The 26,885-nt window shown below is 42.6% G+C and carries 28 protein-coding genes; 13 read left to right on the forward strand and 15 right to left on the reverse strand.

Annotated features, from left to right (window positions below; genetic code table 11):
• Positions 1–22: 22 nt before the first annotated feature.
• Positions 23–2,077 (reverse strand): HAMP domain-containing sensor histidine kinase, encoded by a 2,055-nt coding sequence (locus FKN88_RS02100; protein ID WP_154168177.1) that lies wholly within the window; start codon positions 2,075–2,077, stop codon positions 23–25.
• Positions 2,055–3,500, reverse strand: coding sequence for a sigma-54 dependent transcriptional regulator (locus FKN88_RS02105; protein WP_306687163.1), 1,446 nt, complete (start codon positions 3,498–3,500; stop codon positions 2,055–2,057). The genes FKN88_RS02100 and FKN88_RS02105 overlap by 23 nt, the downstream gene beginning before the upstream one ends.
• Before the next feature lie 222 nt (positions 3,501–3,722).
• Here FKN88_RS02105 and FKN88_RS02110 point away from each other — a divergent pair, with 222 nt between their 5' ends.
• The 6 genes from FKN88_RS02110 to FKN88_RS02135 are packed head-to-tail and all read left to right on the forward strand — an operon-like array spanning position 3,723 to position 8,623.
• Positions 3,723–4,538 (forward strand): substrate-binding domain-containing protein, encoded by an 816-nt coding sequence (locus FKN88_RS02110; protein WP_154168175.1) that lies wholly within the window; start codon positions 3,723–3,725, stop codon positions 4,536–4,538.
• 6 nt (positions 4,539–4,544) lie between these two features.
• The gene (locus FKN88_RS02115; protein ID WP_004395256.1) at positions 4,545–5,243 is read left to right on the forward strand and encodes an ABC transporter permease; all 699 of its coding nucleotides are present in this window, start codon (positions 4,545–4,547) and stop codon (positions 5,241–5,243) included.
• A 13-nt stretch (positions 5,244–5,256) separates the two neighbouring features.
• On the forward strand, positions 5,257–5,970 hold the full coding sequence (locus tag FKN88_RS02120; protein ID WP_154168173.1) for an energy-coupling factor ABC transporter ATP-binding protein: 714 nt from the start codon (positions 5,257–5,259) through the stop codon (positions 5,968–5,970).
• Positions 5,948–6,535, forward strand: coding sequence for a molybdenum cofactor guanylyltransferase MobA (gene mobA / locus FKN88_RS02125; RefSeq protein WP_154168171.1), 588 nt, complete (start codon positions 5,948–5,950; stop codon positions 6,533–6,535). The genes FKN88_RS02120 and mobA overlap by 23 nt, the downstream gene beginning before the upstream one ends.
• Complete coding sequence (locus FKN88_RS02130; RefSeq protein ID WP_306687164.1) at positions 6,532–8,319, forward strand: bifunctional molybdopterin-guanine dinucleotide biosynthesis adaptor protein MobB/molybdopterin molybdotransferase MoeA; 1,788 nt, start codon at positions 6,532–6,534, stop codon at positions 8,317–8,319. The genes mobA and FKN88_RS02130 overlap by 4 nt, the downstream gene beginning before the upstream one ends.
• A 28-nt stretch (positions 8,320–8,347) precedes the next feature.
• Positions 8,348–8,623, forward strand: coding sequence for a DUF2960 family protein (locus tag FKN88_RS02135; protein ID WP_154168167.1), 276 nt, complete (start codon positions 8,348–8,350; stop codon positions 8,621–8,623).
• Positions 8,624–8,709: 86 nt separating this feature from the next.
• Here the strand turns inward: FKN88_RS02135 and nagK are convergent, their stop codons facing one another.
• Together nagK and FKN88_RS02145 are read right to left on the reverse strand one after the other, a co-directional pair.
• The gene (nagK, locus tag FKN88_RS02140; protein WP_154168165.1) at positions 8,710–9,618 is read right to left on the reverse strand and encodes an N-acetylglucosamine kinase; all 909 of its coding nucleotides are present in this window, start codon (positions 9,616–9,618) and stop codon (positions 8,710–8,712) included.
• 157 nt (positions 9,619–9,775) lie between these two features.
• Complete coding sequence (locus FKN88_RS02145; protein ID WP_154168163.1) at positions 9,776–10,552, reverse strand: tRNA-uridine aminocarboxypropyltransferase; 777 nt, start codon at positions 10,550–10,552, stop codon at positions 9,776–9,778.
• A gap of 111 nt (positions 10,553–10,663) precedes the next feature.
• On the opposite strand from FKN88_RS02145, the gene FKN88_RS02150 reads away from it, so the two are divergent.
• Both FKN88_RS02150 and FKN88_RS02155 read left to right on the forward strand, forming a co-directional pair.
• Positions 10,664–11,449, forward strand: coding sequence for a sterol desaturase family protein (locus FKN88_RS02150; RefSeq protein ID WP_154168161.1), 786 nt, complete (start codon positions 10,664–10,666; stop codon positions 11,447–11,449).
• A 10-nt stretch (positions 11,450–11,459) separates the two neighbouring features.
• Positions 11,460–11,942, forward strand: a complete 483-nt coding sequence (locus tag FKN88_RS02155) for an NlpC/P60 family protein (RefSeq protein ID WP_154168159.1) — start codon at positions 11,460–11,462, stop codon at positions 11,940–11,942.
• 68 nt (positions 11,943–12,010) lie between these two features.
• Here FKN88_RS02155 and FKN88_RS02160 read toward each other — a convergent pair whose 3' ends face one another.
• Positions 12,011–12,352 carry a DUF3802 family protein gene (locus FKN88_RS02160; RefSeq protein WP_154168157.1) on the reverse strand — a complete coding sequence of 114 codons (342 nt, stop codon included), beginning with the start codon at positions 12,350–12,352 and terminating at the stop codon, positions 12,011–12,013.
• Between the two features lie 384 nt (positions 12,353–12,736).
• Between FKN88_RS02160 and FKN88_RS02165 the strand changes: the two genes are divergently transcribed.
• On the forward strand, positions 12,737–13,603 hold the full coding sequence (locus tag FKN88_RS02165; RefSeq protein WP_154168155.1) for a fructosamine kinase family protein: 867 nt from the start codon (positions 12,737–12,739) through the stop codon (positions 13,601–13,603).
• 97 nt (positions 13,604–13,700) lie between these two features.
• Here FKN88_RS02165 and FKN88_RS02170 read toward each other — a convergent pair whose 3' ends face one another.
• Positions 13,701–14,015, reverse strand: a complete 315-nt coding sequence (locus FKN88_RS02170) for a heavy metal-binding domain-containing protein (RefSeq protein WP_154168153.1) — start codon at positions 14,013–14,015, stop codon at positions 13,701–13,703.
• Between the two features lie 95 nt (positions 14,016–14,110).
• Here FKN88_RS02170 and FKN88_RS02175 point away from each other — a divergent pair, with 95 nt between their 5' ends.
• Positions 14,111–16,051 (forward strand): ATP-binding protein, encoded by a 1,941-nt coding sequence (locus FKN88_RS02175; protein WP_187985772.1) that lies wholly within the window; start codon positions 14,111–14,113, stop codon positions 16,049–16,051.
• 104 nt (positions 16,052–16,155) lie between these two features.
• Here the strand turns inward: FKN88_RS02175 and FKN88_RS02180 are convergent, their stop codons facing one another.
• From FKN88_RS02180 to FKN88_RS02190, 3 genes are read right to left on the reverse strand one after another with little or no spacing between them, the layout of a single operon-like run.
• Entirely contained in the window at positions 16,156–16,926 is a 771-nt protein-coding gene (locus FKN88_RS02180; protein WP_187985771.1) for an ABC transporter substrate-binding protein, read from the reverse strand.
• Between the two features lie 43 nt (positions 16,927–16,969).
• Positions 16,970–17,728: an ABC transporter substrate-binding protein gene (locus tag FKN88_RS02185; RefSeq protein WP_187985770.1), complete on the reverse strand. Its 759-nt coding sequence runs from the start codon at positions 17,726–17,728 to the stop codon at positions 16,970–16,972.
• 31 nt (positions 17,729–17,759) lie between these two features.
• Positions 17,760–19,307, reverse strand: a complete 1,548-nt coding sequence (locus FKN88_RS02190; protein ID WP_187985769.1) for a DUF3369 domain-containing protein — start codon at positions 19,305–19,307, stop codon at positions 17,760–17,762.
• Between the two features lie 184 nt (positions 19,308–19,491).
• Between FKN88_RS02190 and FKN88_RS02195 the strand changes: the two genes are divergently transcribed.
• Positions 19,492–19,695 (forward strand): CPXCG motif-containing cysteine-rich protein, encoded by a 204-nt coding sequence (locus FKN88_RS02195; protein ID WP_040904293.1) that lies wholly within the window; start codon positions 19,492–19,494, stop codon positions 19,693–19,695.
• 58 nt (positions 19,696–19,753) lie between these two features.
• Here the strand turns inward: FKN88_RS02195 and FKN88_RS02200 are convergent, their stop codons facing one another.
• On the reverse strand, positions 19,754–20,362 hold the full coding sequence (locus FKN88_RS02200; RefSeq protein ID WP_187985768.1) for a riboflavin synthase subunit alpha: 609 nt from the start codon (positions 20,360–20,362) through the stop codon (positions 19,754–19,756).
• Positions 20,363–20,504: 142 nt separating this feature from the next.
• Between FKN88_RS02200 and FKN88_RS02205 the strand changes: the two genes are divergently transcribed.
• Both FKN88_RS02205 and FKN88_RS02210 read left to right on the forward strand, forming a co-directional pair.
• Positions 20,505–21,875 (forward strand): MATE family efflux transporter, encoded by a 1,371-nt coding sequence (locus FKN88_RS02205; protein ID WP_158143866.1) that lies wholly within the window; start codon positions 20,505–20,507, stop codon positions 21,873–21,875.
• A gap of 114 nt (positions 21,876–21,989) precedes the next feature.
• Entirely contained in the window at positions 21,990–23,024 is a 1,035-nt protein-coding gene (locus tag FKN88_RS02210; protein ID WP_158138470.1) for a DUF3080 family protein, read from the forward strand.
• Here the strand turns inward: FKN88_RS02210 and FKN88_RS02215 are convergent.
• The 5 genes from FKN88_RS02215 to FKN88_RS02235 all read right to left on the reverse strand — a co-directional run bounded on the left by FKN88_RS02215 (position 23,021) and on the right by FKN88_RS02235 (position 26,884).
• A complete protein-coding gene (locus tag FKN88_RS02215; protein WP_158138471.1) occupies positions 23,021–23,884 on the reverse strand; it encodes a DNA ligase in 864 nt (287 codons plus the stop codon). The two genes, FKN88_RS02210 and FKN88_RS02215, sit on opposite strands and share 4 nt — an antisense overlap.
• A 243-nt stretch (positions 23,885–24,127) precedes the next feature.
• Complete coding sequence (locus FKN88_RS02220) at positions 24,128–25,321, reverse strand: lipopolysaccharide assembly protein LapB (protein ID WP_158138472.1); 1,194 nt, start codon at positions 25,319–25,321, stop codon at positions 24,128–24,130.
• A complete protein-coding gene (locus tag FKN88_RS02225) occupies positions 25,318–25,938 on the reverse strand; it encodes an energy transducer TonB (protein WP_187985767.1) in 621 nt (206 codons plus the stop codon). Before FKN88_RS02225 ends, FKN88_RS02220 begins: the two co-directional genes overlap by 4 nt.
• The gene (locus FKN88_RS02230; RefSeq protein WP_158138473.1) at positions 25,938–26,342 is read right to left on the reverse strand and encodes a biopolymer transporter ExbD; all 405 of its coding nucleotides are present in this window, start codon (positions 26,340–26,342) and stop codon (positions 25,938–25,940) included. Before FKN88_RS02230 ends, FKN88_RS02225 begins: the two co-directional genes overlap by 1 nt.
• Positions 26,339–26,884 carry a MotA/TolQ/ExbB proton channel family protein gene (locus tag FKN88_RS02235; protein WP_040904289.1) on the reverse strand — a complete coding sequence of 182 codons (546 nt, stop codon included), beginning with the start codon at positions 26,882–26,884 and terminating at the stop codon, positions 26,339–26,341. Before FKN88_RS02235 ends, FKN88_RS02230 begins: the two co-directional genes overlap by 4 nt.
• Position 26,885: the final 1 nt, after the last annotated feature.

Below are 26,885 nucleotides of genomic sequence, written 5' to 3' on the forward strand. Positions count from 1 at the left end.
ATCACTCATTCAGAGAAAAAGATTATTCAGAAGATGAACGCGTTGTCGTGATCAATAGCGGGCTCTCCGCCTTCGCCAACAAATAAATACTAAAAGTGCTACCTTGCCCCTCAACAGAGTGAACCCGAATTTCACCGCCAACTTGACTGAGTAAACTCTGTGATACCGATAAACCTAACCCAGTTCCTTGCCTCTTGGTCGTATAAAAAGGGGCAAATATTTTGCTTAATTGCTCAGGCTTAATTCCACAACCATGGTCTTGAACATGAATGAGCGCGCCGAGTACTTTTCCGTCTTGTTGCCAATCTTCACTACGAATGATCAGTTGACCTTTGCCTTGCATAGCGTGAATGGCATTGATCTGTAAATTGACTAAAATTTGCAACAAATGATGATGATTCACTTCAACGGAACAGCGCGCTTGCAACTGCGTAATAAACTCAACTTCATGCTTCTTACTGCCCGCTTTGACCAGCGTAATACTCTCTTCAATAATCGGATTAACGCGCTGCCAGGTAATTTTATCTTGCACACCACCATGACGACTGTACTGCAACAAACTGCGAGTAATATTACGGATCCGATCGACTTGCAGCAAAATCGCCTCAATTTCCTCAGCCACCCGTGGGGCTTGGTCAGCAAGTTCAAAGCGGATAAGCTCAGTATTGCCAAGAATCACGGCGGTAGGATTATTAATTTCATGGGCGATACCCGCGGTCAGCTCACCAAGCGCGGCCAGTTTTTCATGGGCAATCAATTTATTACGAGTTTGATTCAGTAATTGAATATGGTGTTCTAATTGCTGCGTCTTTTCATGCAAACTGGCGGTGCGCGATTGAACCTTTGCTTCTAACTGATCGGCGGCATGCTGAATTTGTTGGTTGTGTTGTTGCAGTAAATCCAGCATATGATCAAATTGCTTGGCCAACTGAGCGAGCTCATGTTTTTCATCCAACCCTAATGAGCCAATTCGTTGATTTTTATCGACTTGTACCCGTTTGACAACATGGTGAATGCGTTCAATTGGACGAAACAGATCACGAGAACCTCGATAGACAAAGAGCCCGGAAACGATAAGTAAAATCAAGGTCATGCTACCCATTTCAATAATATTCGTTAGGTAGGTTTTGACCAATGGCCACAGTAGATAGCCAGTATAAAGCATACCAATGACTTGATCATATTGATCGCGAAGTGGCTGATAAGCACTGACATACCACGCATCATAGACATACGCCTTATCTACCCATTGTTCACCTTGTCTTAATACCTTATCCGCTACCGGTTGAGAGACTCGCGTACCAATAGCTCGTCCAGCTTGAGTACCACTATGAAGCGGTACATTGGTGCTGACCCGTAAATCATCTAAAAATAACGTTAACGTGCCTGCTGGACTTAATCGATTGGCTTGTACGGGATAGATTAAGTCTCGAATTTGGTCAACGAGTAACGTGCTATTATTCAGTAGCAATCCACCTTCTAAAAAACCGATCACCTTGTGATCAATCAAGATCGGAACGACGGTTCGACTGACTAATCCACGCGATTCTACCGAGCGATCATTTAACATCGGGGTCTGTGCGCGAATCGCCAAATCGGGATCCAATTGCTGTAATTCAGCCGCACTCAGCACATCAAAAAAAGACTCTTTTCGCGTCAGATCCAAATAACGAAACTGCTGTTCTAGCGTGTTAACCAATTGAAAATGGAGGAAGTCTAATTCGTAACGTTTTTTTTGTTGTTGAACCCAATCCATAAACTCTGGCTGGTAATAATACCCCTCTCGAAGCCCATGTTGAAAATCATAGGAATCGGCGAAGGCATGAACATAACTGGCCTGTTTTTGTTGCAATAGCGTCACGCTGTTTTGAGCAACCCCCAACCGTTCTGAGACATCGACCAAGGCACTTTGCCATGTATAATGCAAAGACCAATAAAAACTGATGCCGATCAAGGCCATTAATGTGACGGCAATCGGTACGGAAGTCAGAATCAACAGTCGGTAGCGGACCATACTTCGGAAACGATGATGCCACGTTCCCCACCATGAGGGCTTAACGCACCTTGATTTGCTCATCACTTTCCCACTCTTTGAATTTTCGTTCTAATGTTTTGCGAGCAACGCCTAAATCCCGAGCCGCCGCCGATTTATTACCTTGATGAAAGGCAACGATTTGTTCTATATGGGCTTTCTCTACTTGTCTTAAACTCCAATGTACAGGATACCCATAAGACTCGATTCGATTTGGTTCAACCCTCGCCGATGGCTTTGGTGACATCGTCACTTTATTGTCACTGTTTTGACCATCACGTGGTAATGGCTGCCAGTAATGCGCTAACGGTTGACCAATTAATAAACAGCGCTCAATGAGGTTTTTTAATTCGCGAATATTCCCCGGCCAGTCGTAATCAAACAGTGCATTAATATCTTCATGAGCCCATTTAGGCGTCGGCAGCGACAGCTCTGCACACAAGGTTTGAGTAAAAAAAGGCACCAGCTCATGCAAATCGGCTTTGCGCGCTCGTAGCGGCAAGACCTCAATTTTGAGTACATTTAATCGATAATAGAGATCGGCTCGAAAGCGGCCTTCTTCTACCTCCTGAAACAGATTTCTATTCGTCGCTGCCACAACTCGTACATCAACTGGCAGCTCTTTTTCTGAGCCAACCGGACGGATCGCTCGCTGCTCTAACACTCGCAACAAAGATGATTGCATACTCAGTGGCATCTCACCGATTTCATCTAAAAACAGAGTTCCACCATGAGCAACCCGAAAAAGGCCTTCACGATTTTTCTTAGCGCCAGTAAAAGCGCCCTGTGTATGTCCAAACAACTCACTCTCTAAAAGCTCTGGAGCAATGGCGCCACAATTCACAGGCACAAATGGCCCCTGCCTTTCACTGGCTTCATGAATGCCGCGCGCCACCAACTCTTTGCCGGTACCAGATTCGCCTTCAATCAACACAGAGGCACGAGAAGGAGCAAATTGCATAATCAATTGTTTGAGTTGCTCGGTCTGTGGCGATTGCCCCAAAATTTGGCTAACACAATGACGTTGAACGTCACGTTGTAACGCATATTGCATGCGTTGATGTAACCGCTTATCCATGCAGCGTTCAACGGCTTTGAGCATCTGTTCAAGGTTAAACGGTTTGAGAATAAAATCCGCAGCGCCTAACTGCAATGCATTGATGGCTGTTTCTAAGTCGGCGTAACCCGTCATGAAGATCACATCGGGTCGCTGATCTTGTTCAGCGAAGATCGCTTCCCATTCAATCCCCGAGCGGCCGGGTAAATTAATGTCCAAAATAATCAAATCATAATGGGTCGTTGCGCGTAGTACTTCTGCTTCATCAATGCATCCAGCACAATCTACTTTCGAAAACCACTTACGTAATGCTTTTTGTAAAATAGACTGCATGCCCGTTTCATCATCCACCACCAAGACCGAAAAAGCGTGATAGTGTTGCGCAGATTTGTGATCGCTTAAATAAGCCATAATTTCCCTTTAGTGCGTTGTAAATGGAGAGACAAAAAACCTTATCGTTTATCAGGATAAGTTGAGACATTTTGTCTTAGCTTACACAGATTGTCACGGGGTCTTAGTCAAAGGAATAGCAACTAGCTGAAATTATTGATGTTTAGTAAGCCATTTTAATACTCAATATTGGCACCGACTTTGCTTATCTACCATTCACAGCCACCAAACATTGATAGAAATATGAACCAGACTTTACTGCGCTTGCTTACTTGCTTGTTATTGTTAAGCAATAGCCACTTCACTTTCGCCGATCCTTCGCTACGCATTCGTTTAGCCACCACTACCAGTACTTATCACTCCGGTCTCTTGGACTATTTACTGGATGAATTTAAAAAAGACTCAGGCTATACAGTCGATGTTTTAGCAACAGGCACGGGAAAAGCATTAAAACTGGGTGAAAATGGAGATGTGGATCTCGTGATGACTCATGATCCAAAAGCTGAAGCGCAATTTATCGAGAAGGGTTATGGTATTTTGCCGCGTAAAGTTATGTATAACGATTTTGTTTTAGTCGGTCCTAAAAATGACCCCGCTAAAGTCAGCGAACAAGACAATATCCAACAGGCTTTTAGCGCAATTGCCGAGCATAACCATTTGTTTATTTCTCGCGGAGATGAATCAGGGACCCATAAAAAAGAACTGATGATTTGGCAAGAAAATCAAATAACGCCGATTTTTTCTCACTATCGCTCAGTGGGTCAAGGTATGGGACCTACCCTGACCATGGCATCGGAAATGCAAGCTTATACCCTAACCGATCGAGGAACGTGGCTAGCTTATCAAAATAGACTTGACCTTGTGATCCTGTATCAAGTCGATCCCTTGCTGTTTAATCCGTATCAAGTAATTTTAGTGAACCCAGAACGCTATCCAAACACCCATTATCAAGGTGCCAAAATACTCAGTGATTGGTTAGTCAATCCTAGAGGTCAGCAACTAATCAATCAATTTCGCGTCCATGGCCAAGCGCTATTTGTCGCCAATGCCAATGAGTAAGCCGTAATGAGTCTTTGGCAAACGACACTCGATGCATTAGCACTCTTGCTAAGTTTTGATGCTGATCTTTGGCACATTGTCGCGGTCTCTTTTAGTGTTTCTTTAGCGGCCGTTGGGTTAGTTTTGCTGCCTGCATTATTACTGGCTTTTGTCTTAGCCTACAGTCACTTTCCGGGCAAATGGTTACTGCTTTCGCTGATCAATACCTTACAAGCCGTCCCCACCGTGGTGATTGGTCTACTGCTGTATATGTTACTGTCTCGAGCAGGACCGCTCGGTGATTGGCAACTACTGTTTACCCAAAAAGCGATGATTTTAGGTCAAATGCTCATCTGTCTGCCAATTTTAGTGTCCATGATGCACGGCGCGTTACAATCGAGTGATCGGCGTTCAGTCGAAACCGCGATGACCCTAGGAGCATCACTACCACGGATAGCTCTGACCATGATGTGGGAAACTCGCTTTCCACTTTGTGCCGCCGTGATCGCTAGTTTTTCGCGTATTGTCACCGAAGTAGGCTGCTCGATGATGGTCGGCGGGAATATTATGGGGTTAACGCGTAATATTCCGACCGCGATTGCGATGGAAAGTCAAAAAGGCGCGTTTGCACAAGGAGTGGCACTCGGAATGGTATTACTCAGTTTAGCACTCCTTCTGAATTTTTTGCTCTCTAGCATGCGAGGTAAAGGCTATCTACGCGCATAATAAAAGAGGTCACATGCCGATATTACTCACTGCTCATCAGTTATCCATGCGTTTTAAAGAACGAGGCTTATTTCATATTCCAGCTTTAACATTAGGTCCTCATGAAGCGGTTTATCTTAAAGGTGATAATGGCGTTGGCAAAACCACGCTATTAAAGATCCTCGCAGGTTTACTGAAACCAACCACCGGTTCGGTCTCTCATCATCGTTCTTGGTGGCAACGCCTATTAGGTCGCCGTGCTGATCAGCACATCATTTATCTTCATCAAACGCCTTATTTATTTGATGATACCGTCTATCGTAATATTGCTTATGGGCTTCGTTTTTGTGCTTTATCAAGCCAAGAAAAACGTTGCCAAGTGATCACGGCCTTACGCATGGTCGGGCTAGAAAGCTTAGCGAACGAACACGTGTCTGTACTTTCTGGCGGAGAGAAACAACGTGTGGCAATGGCCAGAGCATGGATTTTAAATCCTGCGATTTTATTAATGGATGAGCCTAGCGCCTCACTGGATGAAGAATCTATCGCCAGATTGGTTATAATGGCCAACGATTTATTGAATCGTGGCTGCAGCTTGGTGATCACCAGCCATCAAAATAATCCATTAACCGAATTGTGTCATAAACAATGGTGGATAAAAGAACATCAGCTGTTTGAATCACCACGGCTACACGTTATTTCACCGATTACCAAAGAGAATTGTTATGTTACCTCCATCTCACACTAGCTGGGTCATTTTAGCCGGCGGTCAGGCTCGCCGTATGGGAGGGGAAGATAAAGGATTAATTACCCTTAATGGGCAACCATTGATTGACCATGTAATTGCAAGACTACGCCCACAGACCACGCAAATTTTTATCAATGCCAATAGAAATCAAACGCAGTATCAACAGTATGCACCGGTGATCAGTGATATCGTTAAAGACTTTCCTGGCCCACTGGGCGGGATTCATGCTGGATTAACTCATTCTCCAACCGAGTGGGTAGGCTTTGTACCTTGCGACAGCCCATTGATTAACGATGATCTGGTCGAGAGGTTCTGCGCTGCCGTCAATCAACAAAGTGAGATTTTAGTCGCCTTTGATGGCCAGCATCAACAACCTGTCTTTACTCTATTTCATCGACGAGTATTGCCTAAACTCGATACCTTTTTAGCACGCGGCGATCGCAAAATCATTTTACTCTACGATGAATGCCATACCCAACAGGTTGACTTTAGTGACTCGCCTGCCTGCTTTTTTAATTTAAATACGCCACAAGAACTGACTCAATTTGGAGCGTTAAATACATGACAACGTCACGTCCTTCTCTGCCGATACTGGGATTCGCTGCTTATTCGGGAACGGGAAAAACAACATTACTGGAAACCCTGCTCCCCCACCTTACTCAACAAGGACTGCGTATCGGAGTATTAAAACACGCTCATCACGATTTTGATGTCGATGTGCCCGGTAAAGATAGCTATCGCCTGCGTAAGGCTGGTGCATCACAAATGCTCGTTGCTTCGCGAAAACGTTACGCATTGATGACCGAAACGGTCGATGCTGAGGCAACATTTGATGACCTTTTGCAGCGTTTTGACTCACAACAACTCGACTTGATTCTGGTTGAGGGATGCAAAAACGTTGCTTTTCCCAAAATTGAACTCCATCGAGCAACACTGGCTAAACCTTGGCTCTATCCAAATGATCACAATATTATTGCCATTGCCGCCGATGAAACCGTCGATACGTTGTTACCGCAAATGAACATCAATGATATTGAAGCGATAAGTCAGTTTATTTTGCGCTATGTCTCCCATTATCAACCAGACAGTCAACCAAAGCTTACAAAACCTTCGGTAGTAAATTGCGATACCTTATCGCCCGCCTCTCTCTCGGTAGAGCAAGGTCTCGAAAAAATTCTTTCTGCCGTCTCATCTTTAAGTGACGTTGAAACCATTGCGGTCAGTGAGTCTTATGGAAGAGTCCTTGCTGAGTCAGTTTTTTCACCGGTGAACGTCCCTGCTTATCGTAATTCCGCGATGGATGGGTATGCTATCCGCAGTGATGATTTACAGCGCAAACACTATACACAGGTCGCAGAAGTGATGGCGGGCTATCGTTATACCTCCCCTTTGGCGTTAGGTGAATGTGTAAAAATCATGACTGGAGCGGCAATGCCCGATGATGCCGATACTGTGGTGATGCGTGAACAAGCGGTCGTTGAATCATCCTCTATCTCATTTCCTCACGCCTCGATTCAAGCTGGGCAACATGTGCGTCAAGCAGGGGAAGATATCGCTTTAGGCAGTCGCGTTTTTTCATCAGGACAGCGTGTTCAATCGTCCGAAATGGGCTTATTAGCCTCACTGGGTATGACCGAAGTCTCGGTGTTTCGCCGCCTCACCGTCGCAGTCTTCTCCACCGGAGATGAAGTACAAGCCCCCGGCACTCAAGCCACACCAGACACTATCTTTGATGCCAATCGGTTTACGTTGCTTGGCTTACTGACTCATCTTGGTTGTCATGTTATTGATCTTGGTATTTTCGACGATGATCAAGTACTCATAACACACGCTCTTGAGCAAGCCGCCAATCAAGCTGATGTTGTTATCACGTCTGGCGGCGTTTCTGTTGGTGACGCGGACTTTATTAAGTCAGCATTAAATGCATTAGGACACATCGATTTTTGGCGGATTAATATGCGTCCGGGTCGTCCGTTTGCTTTTGGTCATATCTCGACACGCCCTTTCTTTGGCTTACCCGGAAATCCTGTCGCGGTCATGGTTTCATTCATGCAATTTGTCGAACCTGCACTGCGTAAAATGCAGGGTGAAACGGACTGGCAACCGTTAAAAATTAAAGCCATCGCCAGCGAGATGCTACGTTCGCGGCAAGGACGCAGTGAGTTTAGCCGAGGCATTTACCATATTGACGACAATGGACAGTTAACCGTACGAACAACGGGGCAACAAGGCTCTGGAATTCTTCGCTCGATGAGTGAGGCCAACTGTTTAATTGAAATTGAACCCGCGATAGACAAGGTTAATATCGGTGAAAGCGTGACAATCATCCCACTTCAAGGCAGAATTTAGCCCATGACAATTCGTTCAAGAGCAAAACATGGTTCGTACGATCATTTATACCTATAAAGAACAGCAAAAAACCTTAACTTTTTCTTATCAAAAGCACCGTAATATTCATGAAGCGGTTGCGGAAGCCGAAGGGATTGATATCTCAGACTATTTAAAAATGGAACTGCAGCTAGAGGCGATATCGGATACTAAAGCGGTACGTAATTACCGTGATAATTATTTTAAGAAGCTCGGTTTTGGGATCATCACGTTACAAGCAAAAGAGAATCATGGCGTTGGTAAAAAGCCAAAGAAAACCAATTAGCGCTTTTGTAAAAACAACGACTCTATAAATAAAGTGGGCTTGTCGAATGACAAGCCCACTTTATTTGGATGATTAACAATCAGCAATTACTTAATGTTGAGAAAAGCAGCGCCTCTAACACCACCGGAATCACCATGTTTCGCTTTAATGATTTTTGGACATTTTGCGATGGGTAGAAGGTATTTAGGTACACGTTTAGGCATTTCTTGATAAATCAACTCAAAGTTTGAAAGGCCGCCACCCAAAGCGACAACATGCGGATCATTGGCCGTGAAAAGATTAGCGAAGCAGATAGCTAGCAGTTCCATAAAACGCTCAACATGTTCAACCGCTTTGGCTTCACCGGCTTCATTGGCATGGATAATATCGATCGCTTTTTTCTGTTCACCATAATAGTGTTGATAAAGTAACTCAAAACCACGACCAGAGAGATAACTGTCTAAACAGCCTTTTTTACCACATCCACAGCCAAGTAGTGGTGCATTGTCTCCTAGATGAAACCAAGCATCGATCGGTAGGCGCATGTGGCCTACTTCACCTGCTACATGGTTGCGACCAGAGAATATCTTACCGTCATAAACTAAACCGCCACCAAACCCCGTACCGAGAATTAATCCCATCACTGATGGTTCATTTTTCAACTCTTCGTCCCAAGCTTCAGAAAGAGCAAAACAGTTGGCATCGTTTTCAATTTTGACCGTACGCCCAATTCTTGCTTCTAAATCTGCTCGTAAAGGTTTGTTTTTTGCCGCGGGAATATTAACCGTCAATACATTCCCTGTATCGGCTTCCTCGGACCCCGGTAAGCCAAGACCAATTTTACCTTCAACCGCAAATTGAGCATCGTATTTCGCCACTAATCCAACCAGCGTATCGACCAATAAAGCGTAGTCTTCTGTCGGAGTTGCGACACGTTCTGTCGCTACGCGTTGTAAATTCTCATCAAAAGCACCAAACTCAATTTTTGTGCCACCGACATCAAAGCCGTAATACATGCTTATCTCTCCTTCAACACCCAACCTTGGGTTAAAATATCAAAAATAAAAACGCCGATATTATCCATCATAGCGATGGTTTTATCCGTGACTCACCCCCGAGTTTATCGTTTTCTGTTGCTCGTTTGCACAGGAAACCAACACACATTGTACAACGTTAGAGGCAGTTCACTTTATTATGATCAGTATCCAGTCTCATCAATACTGAACTTGAATAATCTTGCCACTGCTGCAGAGCTGGCCTTTCGCCTTTGAAGTGAATCAGGTTTTGAGATTTGCCGAGCAGATAACTCTCTTTAAATGCTTCAAACCACAGTTGTAATGTTTCTGCAGCTTGCTGATCCTCACAAAGGGAGAGCACTAAACTCGCGACTTCGGCTGTGGCAAGATATTGATCCTTACTGGCTTTACGCATTAAGTAACTAGAGACTTTTTCAGGCTCAATCGATAACAAAGGCAAGGTGGCTAAATAGGGAGATTTACGAAAAATTCGCTTGGCTTCTCGCCAACTACCATCAATAAAGATCAATAAAGGTTTACGTGTTCCTCTATTCTCGGCCACGGTAGTCAGTTGACGTTGTTTATCTTGATCGGTTTGGGCTGGAAAAACGACAATAGGAAAAAATGTCGGATCAGCCAATAATGATAGCAACTGAGGATCGGGGTCAGTTCGATGCCATTGATACACATAAGTTTCTTTCACCGTATCAGCGATCAAACGACCGGTATTACTCGGTTTAAATACTTCATTGTCAGAGACTAAAAGTATCACCGCGACTTGAGTCTCTATATTCGGTTGAAAATCACACAAACAGTATTGTTGCGCGACCTGACAAAACGAGCAACGAGAAATTTTTGAACCACGGGCAAGGAAAGGTTTGGTTGATTGCTGCAGGCGTTCCTGATACAAACGGTGAAAAGCGTGGACTCTCATAACTCGCACACAATGATAAAATAGGGGCGGCGATTTTACCGCTCACGACCATGAGCCGCTAGTCTTTTACGATAAGAACACCCAGTTTCTCACTTAAGGAGCCTCTTAAGCATGCAACCAGAAACGGTTCGTTTGATTATTTTCGGCGTCGTACTGATCAGTTGTGCGATTTGGGAAGTACTCTATCCTCGGAAAATGCTCACGCAAAATAAATGGCTACGCTGGGTCAATAACCTTGGCTTAGTTGGACTCAACGGCTTGCTGATTATGCTGTTAATGCCTATCGTCGCGTTTTCTGCAGCCCAGTGGGCACAAGAACATCAGATAGGTGTTTTCAACTACTTAGGGCTGCCTTCATGGTTGGTTATTCTGCTGTCATTACTCCTATTAGATGCGATCATTTATGGTCAGCATGTCTTATTTCATCGCGTACCTTATCTCTGGCGCTTACATCGCATGCATCACGCAGATCAAGATATTGATGTGACGACAGGCGCACGCTTCCATCCCATTGAAATATTGTTATCGATGTGGATAAAAATTGGTGCGGTGTTATTACTCGGGATTCCACCTAGCGCGGTCTTACTGTTTGAAATAATCCTTAACGCAAGTGCTATGTTTAATCACAGTAATGCTAAGCTGGCGTTAAAGGTTGACGATTGGTTACGAAAGTGGCTAGTAACACCAGATATGCATCGCGTCCATCACTCGATTATTCCTAAAGAGACTCATGCTAATTTTGGCTTTTGTTTATCAATTTGGGATCGATTATTTGGGACTTATCGCGCTCAGCCTGAACATGGGCACGATAAAATGACGATTGGCTTACCCCTTTTTCAGCAACGTAGAGAACAATGGCTGGATAAAATGCTCAGTCAGCCTTTTCGTCGTGATTAAGAGGAGTTCTATGAGATTCAAAATAGTTGGACTGATGGCCCTGTTGCTTATCAGCGGATGTGCATCACAACAAGAGCAAATAAACCAAAGCACATCGGATTGGCAACAGGCAGAGCAATGGCCTGACACTTCATTATTTAACGTGTATCAAGAGTGGCGAGGTGTCCCTTATCGATTGGGGGGAAACGGCAGAAATGGCATTGATTGCTCAGCTTTCGTACAAGTTGCCTTTCGCGATGTCTGGCAACACCATTTACCGCGCACCACATGGTTACAGAGCCAGCAAGGTAAAGCTGTCGCCTACCGCGATGCACAATACGGTGATTTGGTTTTTTTCAAAACCTCCCCGTCCACTCGCCATGTCGGGGTGTATTTAGGAAATAAAAGCTTTGTCCATGCCTCTACCTCGCAAGGCGTAACCATATCGAGATTAGATAACCCTTACTGGGCAGCAAGGTTTTGGCAAATAAGAAGAATAGAAAAGCCACTTTAGTTATCAGTGGCAAGTTGATCTCAGGTCTAGTTTATATACTCAATGCAAGTCGTTTTAAAACCATGGGGTTAATCGTACTTACTCACCGCAGTATCAAACAAGTTTTTAACTAAAGCGACATACTCATCGAGAAATAAAATTTGTTCGTTGGTCGCAGGTTTATACCAAACACTGGTCAGGACTTCGCCTAAATCATCAACCACCAAATCCGCTTCTTTTAGCAAGCGGAAACGAACACTTGAGTGTAGCTCTGGATTTTGCTCGAAAATCGCCATAATGTTACTGGCAATCATATCGGTAATGACATCTTCGACGCTCTCTTGCCCAATGTCACCATCACGGGTAAAGATATCCATGTTCATCGCCAAATGTTCGATCAGAGCTAAATAACCATCGGTTTCTACAACCACTTTTCTTCTCCGTTTACCGCTTATTGCCAGAATCAACGTTGCCTTGAGTAATATTAAGTCATGAACACGCTTTTTCACAGTCTAATGACCGAGAATCTTTGCGTTATTTCTTGCCTCATCTGAAACTGCAGGCGAGTTTTGGTGTTGATGATTGCCCAACCACAACAGCGTGGCAAGCTTTAAGATACGACATTATTGTATCTTAAAGCTGGTGTACAGTTAAATGTGCTGCGGGTTATGATTAGGAAACTTGACTGTAATCACATTTATTCCTTTTTACTTCATCCAAAGGCTAACTAAATGAAATTATGTGCATTTGAAGTCTGAAATGTTGGTTTATTTCATCTAGACTATCGGTAACTTCATCGGCATGGGAATAGCATTATGTGGCAAGCCATCACGCAACAGCTCTCAGCAACCCTAACGTTCCAATTTGATCTTGTTGAAAGAAGCAAATTAAATGCTGGTGATATTCATGATTGTTACATGATTTCTAATGGCAACGAACGCTATTTTGTCAAAGTTAATCATCGTGACAATTTGCCTCTTTATGAAGCGGAGGCAAATAGCCTGCGTCTGCTCGCGGAGAGTCAATCCGTCTTGGTTCCACAACCGATTGTCGTCGGAGTGACCAAAAATCACTCCTTTATTATCTTAGATTATTTGCCAACCAAACCATTAGATGACCTCAATAACCAATATCGATTCGGTCAACAAATGGCGAAACTTCATCAGTGGGGAGAACAAAAAGAGTACGGCTTTGATGAAGATAATTATCTCGGTGAAGTCCTTCAGCCCAACCCTTGGAATAAAAAATGGCATCTGTTCTTTGCAGAGCAGCGTATCGGCTGGCAACTACAATTACTCAAAGAAAAAGGGATATTTTTAGTTAACATTGATGAATTTGTCGATGTGATTAAACAACAACTGACCTCTCACACGCCTAAACCTTCTCTTTTACATGGTGCTCTTTGGTTTAGTAACGTTGCCCATTCCGTTACCGGCCCAATTTGTTATGATCCGGCTTGTTATTGGGGGGATCGTGAATGTGATATTGCAATGACAGAGTTAATGACTGGATTCCAAGATGAATTTTATCAAGGCTACCAAAGCCTACTTCCTCTAGACAATAAGTACCAACAACGTAAAGAGATTTATAATCTTTACCATCGTCTTAATCATTGTAATCAATTTGGTGGGCACTATTTAAATCAAGCCGATGATGCGATACAGAGAATCCTCGCTTTTTAAATTCAAGGTAGGAATAAAACCTCCCTATCTAACGAACCCACTCATCCCAACACGGCATGCTCTAAAACATACCGTGTTGCTTTTAAACCTCAAATGATCACTTTAGTTTGACCGCCGTACCAAAAGCTAATACCTCCGAAGAGCCATTCGTAATCGCACTGGTGGTAAAACGAACACCAACCACAGCATCCGCTTTGAGTTGTTTTGCTTCTATCAATAACCGCTCAATCGCTACACCGCGCGCTTCGGTAAGCAGTTCAGTATAGCCATGCAACTCACCACCAATAATGCCCTTTAAATTGGCCATAATATCTCGCCCTACATGCTTAGACTGAACGACATTGCCCATTACAACACCAAGAATGTCAACAATCTCTCGACCAGGAATGGTTTCTGTTGTGGTGTAAATCATCAAATACCTCACTATTTATCTATTTGCTTTCACACAGATTAATTAAATTTACCAGCTATACTTTATAAAGTCGCTGACTATTTGGAAGGTATGTAATGACACAACAATACACTGATGCCGTAAGCAATCCTTTTTCAAGTCGGATAGGCAGACGTATCATTATCATTATGGTGATCTTGAGTGGTATTTTAACCCTCACGACAACATTGCTACAAATCTACTGGGACTATAGACAAGAGATCAATGACATCAACCAAAAACATTATGAAGTAGAAAATGTACATTCCGAGCTTCTCGTTAGCTCACTATGGTCTTACGATTTAGCGCTATTACAACAGCATCTCGACCTATTGGTTAATCTCCCAAAAATTCAATACTTAGAAATACAGTCGGTCCAAACGGTATTAAGCGCCGGAGAAAAAGTGGAAAACTATCCAATCACCGATACTTATCCATTGGTTTATTTCAATCTACCCGATCAGAGCTTTGAAACCATTGGTACGATTTATGTTGAGTCTAATGCAGAAGAAATTTATACCGCCCTCTTTCAACAATTTTTAACGACTTTAGCGATTAACGCGTTTAAAACTCTTTTTGTGTGTGGGATATTATTAATAGTTTTCCATTCCAGCATTAACCAGAGAATATTTCAAATCGTTGAGTATTTACGCCGCTACAATCCAAGGCACCCCGATTTACCTTTACAGTTAAATAATCATAAATGGGTGATGGAAAAAAATGATGAACTTGATCTTCTTGGTTACGAAGCGAATCGTATTACGGCTAATATCACTAAGCTCTATCAAAATATCCAACAAGAAAAAGAACGACTGGCTGATTTCACACAAGTCTCATCAGATTGGCTATGGGAGACTAATCAACAAGGAGAATTAATTTATTGCTCAGAAAGCATGATAAATACCTTAAGAATCGATCTCGAACAAAAACCTACTTTTAATGACATTGACTGTTTTTCTAAAACTAATGACTTATTGATTGCTCTCGAACAACAACGAAATTTTAATCACTGTGAAGTCACTATAGAACAAGCTTCTGGAAAGCAATATCTGATGTTACAAGCCATCGCCCGTTATAAAGATGAGATTTTTATTGGTTTTCGTGGTACTGCATTAAATATTTCCTCACTCAAAAACACTCAACTTCAATTGCATGAGTTAAATGAAAGTCTTGAACAACAAGTCGCCATTAGAACTCACGATCTCGAACTGAGTATGGCGCAATTGAAAGCTACACAAAAACAACTGATTGAAGCTGAAAAATTATCAGCATTAGGAGGCTTGGTTGCCGGTGTTGCCCATGAAGTGAATACCCCTCTTGGTATCTCTGTGACAGCTGCATCCATCATCAACGAAACAGCGATAGCACTCAATCAAGCGTTTTCTAATCAAACGTTGACCAGCACTGAATTTTCAGAATTAATGCAAAGAATGACCTCAAGCGGTAAAATGCTCGAAAACAATTTAAATCGAGCGGCAAAATTGATCCGAGATTTCAAACAAACTGCGGTAGATCAAGTATCTGAAAGTCGCTGTGAGTTTGAACTTGTGCAAACCTTAGATGCTTTAATGGCCAGTTTGCATTCCGAGACTAAGAAAATCCCAGTTGAACCGGAAATTATCAGCCCTAGCGGTCCAATAAAAATGAACAGTTTACCGGGTGTGATTACGCAAATTGTCACTAATTTAGTACTCAATAGTGTCAATCATGCTTTCGAGCAGCAACCTAATGCAAAAATCTCGATTCAGTTATCAGAAATCGAGGATAGTGTATTAATTGAATATCAAGACAATGGTTGTGGCGTAGCTCCCCATTTACATCACAAGATATTTGAACCTTTCTATACCAGTAAAAGAGGTTATGGTGGTTCAGGCCTAGGGTTAAATTTAGTCTTCAACTTGGTCAAGCAAAAGTTAAACGGTGATCTTAAATTTGAATCTGAGATTAATCATGGTGTTAAATTTATTATTCGCATACCTAAAAAGCTACCATTAATTATTGATAATGGTAAAAATTAATAGTTTAAAAATATAACATATGGAAGCAAATAAATATTATTTTAAAAAATAAAATCTGGTTAAAATTATCATGCCAATTTTAACCAGATTCATTAAACCAGCCATTATTCAATATATTTCCCTATTATTCTATCAAGCTCACCAGATACTCGTAATTGTTTAATATGTTGATCAAATATAGATTTAAGCTCTAGACCATCAGGTATCGAGCGTGAAATAAGCATGTGGAATTTATCACCACTAATTCCCGGAATGCTCACGGATTTTAGTCCATTGGCGAGATGATCAATACCTTCTGAAGCTTTAAAGCCAGCCAATATTTCATGACGAGCAAGAAAAACGTCACATCGATTCGCTTCTAACATTTTCACGACCTGATCAAAGGTTCTACCATTTTTACGAACCTTACTATCGTCAACACCGAAGCCGGTATAGTTATACCCCTGTAGCCCGCAGGTTCTTAAGTAATCGAGATCTTGCGCAGTTCGGATAGGCAAACCCTCAGGATAAGTAATTGATGAATATACATAACTAGGTTGAAGAGTATAATAATAATCGGTTAAAATATAATCTCTATCCCGCTCTTCACTATAAGCAGCACTTAAAGCAATATCATATCGACCTAATTTTGTTTCACGTAAACAACGTTGCCATGGTGGTAGATCTACCGTTATCGTTAGGCCTAGTGGCGAGAAAATCGCCTCTAACACATCGATATCATAACCAATTACTTTTCTCTCTTTTTCAAAATGATAAGGTGGCCAACTTCCACCATCACCACAGACTGAAAGTGACGTTCTTACTTGCGCCATTGTGGATATGGATAAAGTTATACCAGAAAATAATATTAATACTTTTATTATTTCTCTCTTCATATCCTATATTCTCTCTAATCGTATATTTTAAGACATTTAAGTATTAAAACTGCCAATCATCATAAGGTAGATGGATCTTTTTATAAATAGCCTCTAACTCACCACTTTCTTTAAGTTTATCAATCATTCTTGTTAAATAATCATCAATCCAATCACCTTTAAGCCCTTTGGGAATGATGAATACATCCTCATGGTCATAGAAATGCTGGCGATAAATATTTGTCAGGTTTAGACTTCTTAGAGCAATATCGGCTTCTTCTTGTGCCCAAACAAACCCATCAATACGACCAGAAGATAATTTAAGTAATGATGTATTTATACTATTAGAGCGCATTACTGGAAAAGGCATATCATCAGGAAATGCCTCGATTGTATAATGATTAGGGTTAGCCCAAAGCTGATCGACGCTAAATGGTTTATCCTTATTTGTATAAAGAACAGAGGCAACCAGACCAAAAGAACGACTACTAAACCGGTAAGTCAGTTTGTCATCCGGATCATCTACTCTAACCGCTGGTAATGCAAAGTCAGCTTGACCATTCACAACACCATAAATAGCACGATGAAGTGGATAAACATGAATAATAATATTTACATTAGGATCAATTGCATCAATACGTCGTACTAAATCAACAAAAGGTCCACTACCATCAGCATTAATCAATCCCGGAATTTCACCCAAATGAGCAATAATTTCACTCCTAGAGTATTCTTTCTCTTCTGCATGAATAGAAAATAAAAGAGGAAAGAAAATAAATGATGAACATATAAAAAATCGATTGAAATCCATTAAAACACTCATAACAACACCTACGCTTAATAAGTAAAGAAACTTAATCTGGGTACTGTTCACGAATAGCGATAAAATGCTCCCAATTATCAATTAATAAAGTAACTAAAGTCGGGTCGAAATGTTTACCATTTTGGCTGATTAATTCATTTTTAATATCATCTTCCGACCAAGGCTCTTTATAACTGCGTTTTGATCCTAAAGCATCAAACACATCCGCTAACGCGGTGATACGGCCACTGATGGGTATCTGCTCGCCAGCCAATCCATTTGGATAACCGCTGCCATCCCATTTTTCATGATGACTACCTGCAATTTCTTTTGCTTTCACAATCAGTGGACGATTGGATTTACTGAGTATTTCAACACCATAGTCAACGTGCTTTTTCATGATTTCCCATTCATCAGCCGTTAATTTACCTGGTTTATGCAAAATACTATCCGGTATTGCTACTTTGCCTACATCATGCAGTGGTGAACCATTTTTTATCATGTACACCTCCTGCTCGGGCAAGCCACACAAATCGGCCAGTTTTTCAGCAATCAGTGAAACACGCTGTACGTGTGCGCCCGTTTCTTTACTTCTTGCTTCTACCGCATTAGCTAGGTTGTAAACCAACTCTTTGGACGTCTCTCGTAAATCAAGCTGTAAATTCAGGTTATTAAAAGTCAGCGCAATATTTTGCATATAGATTTCGAGCAACTGAGCATCCGCTTCTCTCAACTCTTCTAATAAGTTGATATATAATAAGTTTTCAGTCCCTCGACTATCGAGCATATAAAGAATAGCCGCATCATGAAAATTTTCAGAACGTTGGTTATTTAATACTTGCTGACATCGCCGTGCGACTTCATTGGGTAAATGTGAAAAATCACATTCACTAGAGAGATCAACAAACCCACCTATCGCCGCTAGAGTTAACGCATAAGTTGCGGTACCGTCGGCTTTCGGACGCACCACGCAATAAAAACCAGAAGCAGGTAATTTTAATAGTGACGTAAGCTGATGAAGAACCGATTCGGCATACGCTTTTAATGTTGTGGTATTTTGTACTTGTGCCGATGCTTGAATCACTCGCTTTAATCCCTGTTTTTGTTCTTCGATTAAGCATAAATCGCGATAAGAACGTAGCATCGAATACATTAAAGTACGCAATTTTTGAGTCGTTAATTCGGTTTTTTCTTTATAGTCATCAATCTCATATTGCTGAATGACTTTATCTTCTGGCGCTTGCCCTGCTTGCCCAGTACGTAACACTAAGCGGATATTTTTATTACTGCATTCTCGGCGAATGTACTCCACCAAATCCAACCCCGCGTGCTCTGTCTCCATAACAACATCAATCAGCGCTAGAGCGATGTCTGGGTTATCTTGAAGAACCTGCTTCGCTTCTTTAGCCGATAATGCAGAAAGCAGCTCTAACTTTCTGGATTGAAACGTAAAACCGGACAAAGCAATTTGCGTGATCTGATGGATTTGCTCATCATCATCGACGAGCAATACTTGCCAAGGCTTTATGCTTGCCGTAATCGGGCTTTTTTTCTCGGCACCGGAATTGTCTTGGGAACGATAATCAGCAAATAGATCCATAATAACCATCTTATTGTTTAACGACCTACTTATAGGTTTAGCACATCAACGATGATTTTATATACTCAGAATCCTTCTTAGATAAAGAAGTCTCGATGAGAGCAAACTTTGCACTTAATTTTCTGTTTTAAGCAACTTTACTGGCTAAGATTAACGGTGTGAGAGTAACAGTAAGGAAAGCGATATGAAGAATTTTACGGAGAGAGCGGTACTGTGCCCACACTGTGGGCACACCATTCGCATCACTTTAGATTCCAGTAATGGCAGCCAAGATTTTTATGATGATTGTCCTGCGTGCTGCCATGCTATTCACCTTAATATGCAAGTTAACGAACAGCAAGATTGCATTGATCTTTATATTGATGCTGATGACGAGCAGATTTTTTAATCGAGTGGCTTTACCTTGCTTAAGGGCGTGACCTTCAACACGTCCTTAACATTAATGACTAAGATTTTGTAGCCAATACGCGCTCAACAGTATCCACAATCGCTTGCGTCTGCGGATCAATTTCAAGATTAATTTTATCGCCAACTTGACGGGTCCCGAACAGCGTTCGCTGTAACGTTTCAGGGATAAGATGAACATTGAAACGGTTAGCTTCAACTTGACCAATCGTTAATGAACAACCATCAAGACCGATGTACCCTTTAGGGAGTACATATTTGATCAATGATTCAGGGACTTCAAACCACAACGTTTTATTATAATCAGAGTCGATGATATCGATTAATGTTGCCATATGGATAATATGTCCAGACATTGAATGGCCACCAATTTCATCGCCAAATTTAGCGGCTCGTTCAATATTCACCCTATCGCCTAGTTTCAGCTCCCCTAAGTTAGTTAAGCGTAGAGTTTCTTGCATCAAATCAAAAGAGACTCGGTGACCATCAATATTCGTCACCGTCAAACAACAACCGTTATGCGCCACCGAAGCGCCTATGGTTAAGCCCGTAGAGAGAGGCTCTGGAAGCTCAATAATATGAGTTTGAAATTGTGCTTTTTTATCCATAGCGACAAGTTTTGCTGTCCCTTGTACAATACCTGTAAACATAATGTGATTCCGGTAGATTTTCGTGGTGCTTAGTGTGACATTTCTTTATCATTCTCTCTAGACCCTACGTACTCGAAAGTACCCCCCTTTTTATCTCTTGAGTCACTATTTGACCTAGATTTTCCTTTTTCCGGAGAAGTGTGTGCAACGTTATAAACAAGAAGCCTCAACGTTAGTTAAACTCGCCACCCCTGTACTCATTGCCTCGATTGCCCAAACAGGGATGGGATTTGTTGATACAGTCATGGCTGGTGGCGTGAGTGCGACAGATATGGCTGCGGTGTCCATTGCAGCGAGTATTTGGCTGCCTTCTATCTTATTTGGTATCGGCTTACTAATGGCATTAGTGCCGATTGTCGCTCAACTTAATGGTTCTGGGCGTAAAGAACAGATCGCTTTTGAAATCCAGCAAGGCGCGATATTAGCGTTATGGGTATCGCTACCGATCATTTTGGTCTTATTTCAAACCAAAATCATTTTGGGCTTTATGGACGTTGAAGAGTTGATGGCACAAAAAACCATTGGCTATATGTTTGCCGTTATGTTTGCCGTTCCCGCCTTTTTGTTATTTCAAACCTTACGCAGTTTCACTGATGGAATGTCATTAACTAAACCTGCCATGGTCATCGGTTTCCTCGGTTTATTATTTAATATCCCACTCAACTGGATCTTTGTGTATGGAAAGTTTGGTGCACCGGCTCTTGGCGGTGTGGGATGTGGTGTTGCGACCACCATCGTCTACTGGATTATGTTTTTGATGTTACTGGCTTATGTCGTCACGTCGAACCGTTTAGCTCACATTAACTTATTTGCGCAATTTCATCCGCCGAAACTAAAAGCACAACTGCGCTTGTTTAAGTTAGGCTTTCCTGTTGCTGCGGCATTATTTTTTGAAGTGACGCTTTTTGCCGCTGTGGCTTTGTTAGTTGCCCCGCTTGGCTCTTTGGTGGTCGCAGCACATCAGGTCGCGTTAAGTTTTTCTTCATTGGTATTTGTGATCCCGATGAGTATTGGTGCTGCTGTATCCATCCGTGTTGGGCATACTATTGGTCAACATAACCTACCTGGTGCTGCCGTTGCATCTAATGTAGGTTTAATGGTCGGTGTCGCCGCTTCTTTGTTGACAGCGACTTTTACCCTGATCTTTCGACAAGAGATTGCTTTGCTATACACCAACAATACCGAAGTGATTACCCTAGCAATGCAGCTACTGATTCTGGCTGGTATCTATCAATGTGTCGATGCTATTCAGGTGGTTGCTGCAGGTGCTTTACGTGGTTATAAAGATATGGCGGCGATTTTTAATCGTACCTTTATTGCGTATTGGATTTTAGGCTTACCAACGGGTTATGTGTTGGCGATGACCGACTGGATTGTTGAGCCAATGGGCGCAAGTGGTTTCTGGATTGGCTTTATTGTTGGCTTAAGCTCTGCGGCTTTAATGCTTGGTTTACGTTTATATTGGATGCAAAGCCAAGATGAAGAGATACAAATGCAATTTGCTGCTAAGTAGCCAAAGACACGGTAGTTTAAAGTAGCAACAATCAAGGCCAAGTGATGACTCTAACTGAACTTGGCTTTTTTATTTTGCGTATATGGATAGAGATGGTTTCGGGAGGGGAAGTCCGTGGATCAGTACCATGTTTGGTCGATAAACAGCCATAAAACATTCACACCGTTACTGTGTGTGATTACCTTAATGATCTTACTCACTGGTTGCGATACCTCTAATCAATCACTTGAGAGTGATTTCTCTACCTACTTAACACGAATTGCCAACGTTCAACAAGCCGAGCGGTTGGCAAATCCCAAAAGGTTATCGCAAACTTTACCGGACAAACGACACATTGAGCTGACGATCACGCCACTGACTTTAGGCTTACTTGATAGTTATGAACTGAGAAAATGCCAGCTTTTTCAACTCATTGCCCAAAGAAACTCCTCCCTTGGCCGAGTCCAAGATGAATTTCGCGGTTTTGACTACGAGATACAATTATTAAACGGCATCGAACACTGTTTGCAAATAAACTCGCTTTCTCAAAGCGTTAGTACACAACTAAAAACGATGGCAGAACTTAAAGGGCAAGATCTCCATAAACATTGGTATAACTTACTCTATACCAGCGTGGCCATGCGTGCGCAGCTCACCAGCCATTCATGGTTAGCCGATAACATCGAACTCAGTGCACTCACTCAAGCGTTAAAAACCTTTACCACCGTTCATGACCATATAGTGCTTAATCAAACCTTACCCGATAGCGTTATTACTCCCTATCAAGAGGTAATTGAAAAGCAGCGTATTTTGGGGGCTCTCAAGTTTTCGCTGGATAATGCAGCCCTCTGGCTCACAGTTACGACTCAGCAATTGCAAGATAACGATAGCGCGATTGTATGTGGTCCAAATCAAGACCGTACTCGTCTCCATTATTTACAAAATGTGTTCAACCGTTATTATGTTGAACGTATTCAGCCGGCATTAACTCGGATTGATAGTGTCTATCTTCAATTAGAAGAGTTCTTCATCATTTTTGAAGCCAACGATAGTATGAAGAGCCACTTTACCGTGCAAGATAGCCACCAACAGTTTCGTGATGCCCTTGCGTCACACGTAGGCTATTGGCAGCAATTATTTCAACGCTGTTCAATCAGCGTCGGCCGTTAACATACGATTTCTCGATTACGCATAAAGCGAGCAAAACGAGGGATGCCTGAATCGGTATACCCATTGTATTGATAAGTAATTAAACAGCCTATTTTAGGTGGAGTTTGACGTAATTGATCGGTTAAACCACTGCCAATCGCAAATTCAATACCGTCATCCGTTCGCACAATCAGAGCACCGACCATACCGGTATATTTGCCTTTTCCTGGTCGATAACCAATCACGTGAGCTTCTGCATCTTGGTGTTTTTTTAACTTGAGGAGATCATCGCTGCGCCCAGCTTGATAATCGGCAGCAACTCTCCGTAGCATTAACCCTTCGCCACCCAAAGTAAACAGCGTTTCAAGATCAGCGAACAACGTCTGCTCGGATTCAATCGGCTGATGGACGATATACTGAATATGTTTCGCGCCGATATTCGTCGTTATCTCAATTAAATGTTGGTATCGTATCCGAAAATTGCCTTCCATTTCAGGCACATCAAACAACATAAAATTGATTTTTTGCCAAGCAACATCCGAAGGCTGTCTATCTAATACTGTTTGCTGAACAAGGGAAAACTGCTCGCGTCCCGCCCACAATTCACCTTCTAACGGGTAGCTGGGCAACGGTTCAGTAAACCATGAGGGCGCATGGATCGGGTAGCCATTACGAGTAGTGAGTTGTTGCCCATCCCAAATCGCACGAATACCATCCAATTTTTCACTTTGCCAATAATCACCTAACTCAATCCCTTGACGATATTCTTTTGCATAGACAATCGGCAACGGTTGATAATCGGCTGACCAAACTGGCGTAATCGTTATAGCTGGCGCTATAAGTAGTAGCGAGGCGGTAATTAACGAGATTTTATATGACATCACTTGTCCTCAAATTTTCACTCTAATGATGCGCTAAGCATCTGATTTAAAGATGAGTAAAGTATGCCGATATCAGCGTCTATTTGAGCAACAACAAAGGAGAACTAGCGAGGTATTTCACACTAATTGATGCCCTACATACACGAGATTCACTCCCCATCTGACCTAAAGGTCATCATAAAATCCAATGACACTCACGGTAGAATAGATGGGGAGCACGGTAATGATAAGGTCCGGAGAAGGTTAAGAGGCTTGATGCCTTGAGTTAATCTCGCGTAACTGGGTCAAATAATTAATCCAACCTTGAGCTTCATTATTGGAAGGTTGTAAATGCTGAGCTCTTTTGGCTTGAGCTAACGCATCATCGAGTCGATTTAACTTATAAAGGGCACGGGCACGAGCTAAAGCGACCTCAGGTTGACGCGCTTTATCAGTGACTTTATCCAGTGCGCTTAAAGCTTGTCGATATTCGCCTTGCTGATTATAAAGTAATGAGACGTTCCAATAGTACTTAGCGTCAAATTGCGCGGCTAAAGACCAAGTTTCAATCGCCCTATCCCACTCTTTGGCTCGTTGCCAATAAGATGCTCGCTCGGTGATCAAATCAAGATCACTGTCAGCATTCTCTATTGAACCAAGAATTTGAGCCGCTCGCTCAGGAATTCCATTTTGAGCGTACAGTTGGGCAAGTAATCTTAACTCTTGCTGATTCAGCTCAATACCATGTAACTTCGCTAAGCCCAAGCTACTCAAGGCTTCTTTCGGTTGTCCGGTACGTAACTCCAAACTCACCAATTGTAGCCACCAACTGCTCTTGTCACTTTCTAAAGCAATCAAGCGCTTTAAGGTTACAATCGCTGGCTGCCATCGTTCAAGCTGAAGTTGAGCACCAAGTTTCAACGATAGTGGTGTCACCTCATCGATTGACGTTAGTTGCTCATAGCGATCAATCGATGATAATGTCTTCGCCCATTGCTGCAATTGATAATGAACTTGGCTAATCCTTAACCATAATTCGCTAGTGGTTTGCTTTTCATTACCGTCTTTGATCACTTCTTTTACGAGCTGATAGTAATGCGGTAAGGCGGATTGATATTGTTGATCCATAAGTAATAAATCGGCCAACATTCGACGAGTGGCCCAGCCTTGCTCATCAACCAATTCTCCGCTACCCACCGCTTCTGTCAACGAACGTATCGCCAAAGAAAGCTGTTCATTTTGCCAATAAAAAACCCCAAGCATACGGTCGAAATACGCTTTATCGTATCCCCGGCTTACTTTGGTTTCTCTTAATAGTTCAATCGCTTCGGCAAAACGCTCTTCTTGAGCGAGTTGATTCGCTTGCAGCGCTTTATTCGCCGCATAAGGGCTGAGTTCTACCGCAAAAGAAGAAGTAGAACCAATCAGCAATAAGTAAACTATCCATCGTCTGATCATTTGGTTAACTTAAACTCCAATTTAATCGTTTGACCGGGTTGAGAAACCGCATGCCCATCCAGCAATTTAGGCTGATATTTCCAACTCCGTAAGGCTTGCATCGCTTCACGCTCAAACATTCGCCGCGGATTGGCATCGACCACCTCAATATCCGTTGGTCGTCCCGTTTCATCTATTGTAAAACGCAGTAGAACATAGCCTTCAACATTACGTTTTAAAGCACGTGCTGGATAATTAGGCTCAACACGATACAGTGGTAAAGCCTGCTGATTAGCCCCAAAATCACCAAGAGTAGGCACATTGATCGCAATACCGTTAATCGCCGTGTCGAGCCCAAGTGTTGGAATCGATGTTGAAGTTAACGTATTGGTCACTGAACTCTGTTGCTTAGACACTGGCGATTGTGGCGGAGGCTGTGGCGCTTTAGGCTGTTCAGGCACAGCGCGTTGTCGGCGCTGCACCTCTTTCTCTTGCTCAACCATTACCATGGTAAAGCTAAGTGAGTTATTTTGCGTTGGTGAGCGCAAGCCATCGTTGTTGATCATCCAAGCCATGAATGAAAATAAGCTCACTGAAATCAAAGCCGCGAAAGGCGTAGCCAGCAATAAACGTAGCATCAGCGCTTCTCCGCCGCCAATGCAATGCTTTTTACACCCGCCCCTTTCGCCGCGTCCATCACTTTGACAACGGTTCCATTGTAAGCATGCTCATCGGCTTGAATAACCAAAGCCGCATCGGGCTGCTCTAACAACAGGTGCTCTAATGTCGCCTGTACTCTTTCAACATCAATTTGCCTTTTATCGATATAAATATCGTTTGCTGAGGTAATCGCAACAAAAATACCCGCATCTTTCTGTGCCGTGACATTCGAGGCGGATGGACGATTCACCTCAACGCCAGATTCACGGACAAATGAGCTGGTTACGATAAAGAAAATCAACATAATAAACACAATATCCAACATCGAGGTTAAATCGATTTGTGCTTCATCTTGATTGGACGAACGTCGGCCCAGTCTCATCGCTGACTCCTTAAGGATTTTTCTAACTTCAATTCATATAAACGGCACGTTTTCGCCAACCGAGCATAAACAAACATCCCCGCTAAAGCAGCGACCATGCCTGCCATGGTCGGAATCGTCGCTAAAGAGATTCCCGACGCCATCAATTTGGGATTACTGCTGCCTTGAGTCGCCATCACATCAAACACCGAAATCATCCCCGTGACTGTACCGAGTAAACCTAACATCGGAAAAATGGCCACCAATACTTTAATTAGATTAAGGTATTGAGTAAGTTGAATGTGTGCTTGACCCAACCATCCTGAACGAATCGCTTGCGCATGCCATGAATGATGATCGTCACGCGCATGCCATTGTTCAATCCACTGCTTACGCTGCTTAGGAAAGGTAAATAATAAGTACATTATCCGTTCTATCACTAGCAACCAGCAGACCGCGACCACCGCGGCCAGCCACCAGAGTACTGTTCCACCCTGAGCCATAAACTCGGAAAGGGGCAGAAAGAGCTTTTGCAATGAAAATAACCCATCTGCTTGATTCATG

The sequence above is a fragment of the Vibrio sp. 2017_1457_13 genome (assembly GCF_030851525.1).
In the GTDB taxonomy this organism is placed as follows: Bacteria; Pseudomonadota; Gammaproteobacteria; order Enterobacterales; family Vibrionaceae; genus Vibrio; species Vibrio metschnikovii.

What these genes read in the sequence shown, in the direction of transcription:
- FKN88_RS02100 (WP_154168177.1), bottom strand. Translation starts at nt 2,077, where the DNA reads ATGAGCAAATCAAGGTGCGTTAAGCCCTCATGGTGGGGAACGTGGCAT.
- FKN88_RS02105 (WP_306687163.1), bottom strand. Translation starts at nt 3,500, where the DNA reads ATGGCTTATTTAAGCGATCACAAATCTGCGCAACACTATCACGCTTTT.
- FKN88_RS02110 (WP_154168175.1), top strand. Translation starts at nt 3,723, where the DNA reads ATGAACCAGACTTTACTGCGCTTGCTTACTTGCTTGTTATTGTTAAGC.
- FKN88_RS02115 (WP_004395256.1), top strand. Translation starts at nt 4,545, where the DNA reads ATGAGTCTTTGGCAAACGACACTCGATGCATTAGCACTCTTGCTAAGT.
- FKN88_RS02120 (WP_154168173.1), top strand. Translation starts at nt 5,257, where the DNA reads ATGCCGATATTACTCACTGCTCATCAGTTATCCATGCGTTTTAAAGAA.
- mobA (WP_154168171.1), top strand. Translation starts at nt 5,948, where the DNA reads ATGTTACCTCCATCTCACACTAGCTGGGTCATTTTAGCCGGCGGTCAG.
- FKN88_RS02130 (WP_306687164.1), top strand. Translation starts at nt 6,532, where the DNA reads ATGACAACGTCACGTCCTTCTCTGCCGATACTGGGATTCGCTGCTTAT.
- FKN88_RS02135 (WP_154168167.1), top strand. Translation starts at nt 8,348, where the DNA reads ATGGTTCGTACGATCATTTATACCTATAAAGAACAGCAAAAAACCTTA.
- nagK (WP_154168165.1), bottom strand. Translation starts at nt 9,618, where the DNA reads ATGTATTACGGCTTTGATGTCGGTGGCACAAAAATTGAGTTTGGTGCT.
- FKN88_RS02145 (WP_154168163.1), bottom strand. Translation starts at nt 10,552, where the DNA reads ATGAGAGTCCACGCTTTTCACCGTTTGTATCAGGAACGCCTGCAGCAA.
- FKN88_RS02150 (WP_154168161.1), top strand. Translation starts at nt 10,664, where the DNA reads ATGCAACCAGAAACGGTTCGTTTGATTATTTTCGGCGTCGTACTGATC.
- FKN88_RS02155 (WP_154168159.1), top strand. Translation starts at nt 11,460, where the DNA reads ATGAGATTCAAAATAGTTGGACTGATGGCCCTGTTGCTTATCAGCGGA.
- FKN88_RS02165 (WP_154168155.1), top strand. Translation starts at nt 12,737, where the DNA reads ATGTGGCAAGCCATCACGCAACAGCTCTCAGCAACCCTAACGTTCCAA.
- FKN88_RS02170 (WP_154168153.1), bottom strand. Translation starts at nt 14,015, where the DNA reads ATGATTTACACCACAACAGAAACCATTCCTGGTCGAGAGATTGTTGAC.
- FKN88_RS02175 (WP_187985772.1), top strand. Translation starts at nt 14,111, where the DNA reads ATGACACAACAATACACTGATGCCGTAAGCAATCCTTTTTCAAGTCGG.
- FKN88_RS02180 (WP_187985771.1), bottom strand. Translation starts at nt 16,926, where the DNA reads ATGAAGAGAGAAATAATAAAAGTATTAATATTATTTTCTGGTATAACT.
- FKN88_RS02185 (WP_187985770.1), bottom strand. Translation starts at nt 17,728, where the DNA reads ATGAGTGTTTTAATGGATTTCAATCGATTTTTTATATGTTCATCATTT.
- FKN88_RS02190 (WP_187985769.1), bottom strand. Translation starts at nt 19,307, where the DNA reads ATGGATCTATTTGCTGATTATCGTTCCCAAGACAATTCCGGTGCCGAG.
- FKN88_RS02195 (WP_040904293.1), top strand. Translation starts at nt 19,492, where the DNA reads ATGAAGAATTTTACGGAGAGAGCGGTACTGTGCCCACACTGTGGGCAC.
- FKN88_RS02200 (WP_187985768.1), bottom strand. Translation starts at nt 20,362, where the DNA reads ATGTTTACAGGTATTGTACAAGGGACAGCAAAACTTGTCGCTATGGAT.
- FKN88_RS02215 (WP_158138471.1), bottom strand. Translation starts at nt 23,884, where the DNA reads ATGTCATATAAAATCTCGTTAATTACCGCCTCGCTACTACTTATAGCG.
- FKN88_RS02220 (WP_158138472.1), bottom strand. Translation starts at nt 25,321, where the DNA reads ATGATCAGACGATGGATAGTTTACTTATTGCTGATTGGTTCTACTTCT.
- FKN88_RS02225 (WP_187985767.1), bottom strand. Translation starts at nt 25,938, where the DNA reads ATGCTACGTTTATTGCTGGCTACGCCTTTCGCGGCTTTGATTTCAGTG.
- FKN88_RS02230 (WP_158138473.1), bottom strand. Translation starts at nt 26,342, where the DNA reads ATGAGACTGGGCCGACGTTCGTCCAATCAAGATGAAGCACAAATCGAT.
- FKN88_RS02235 (WP_040904289.1), bottom strand. Translation starts at nt 26,884, where the DNA reads ATGAATCAAGCAGATGGGTTATTTTCATTGCAAAAGCTCTTTCTGCCC.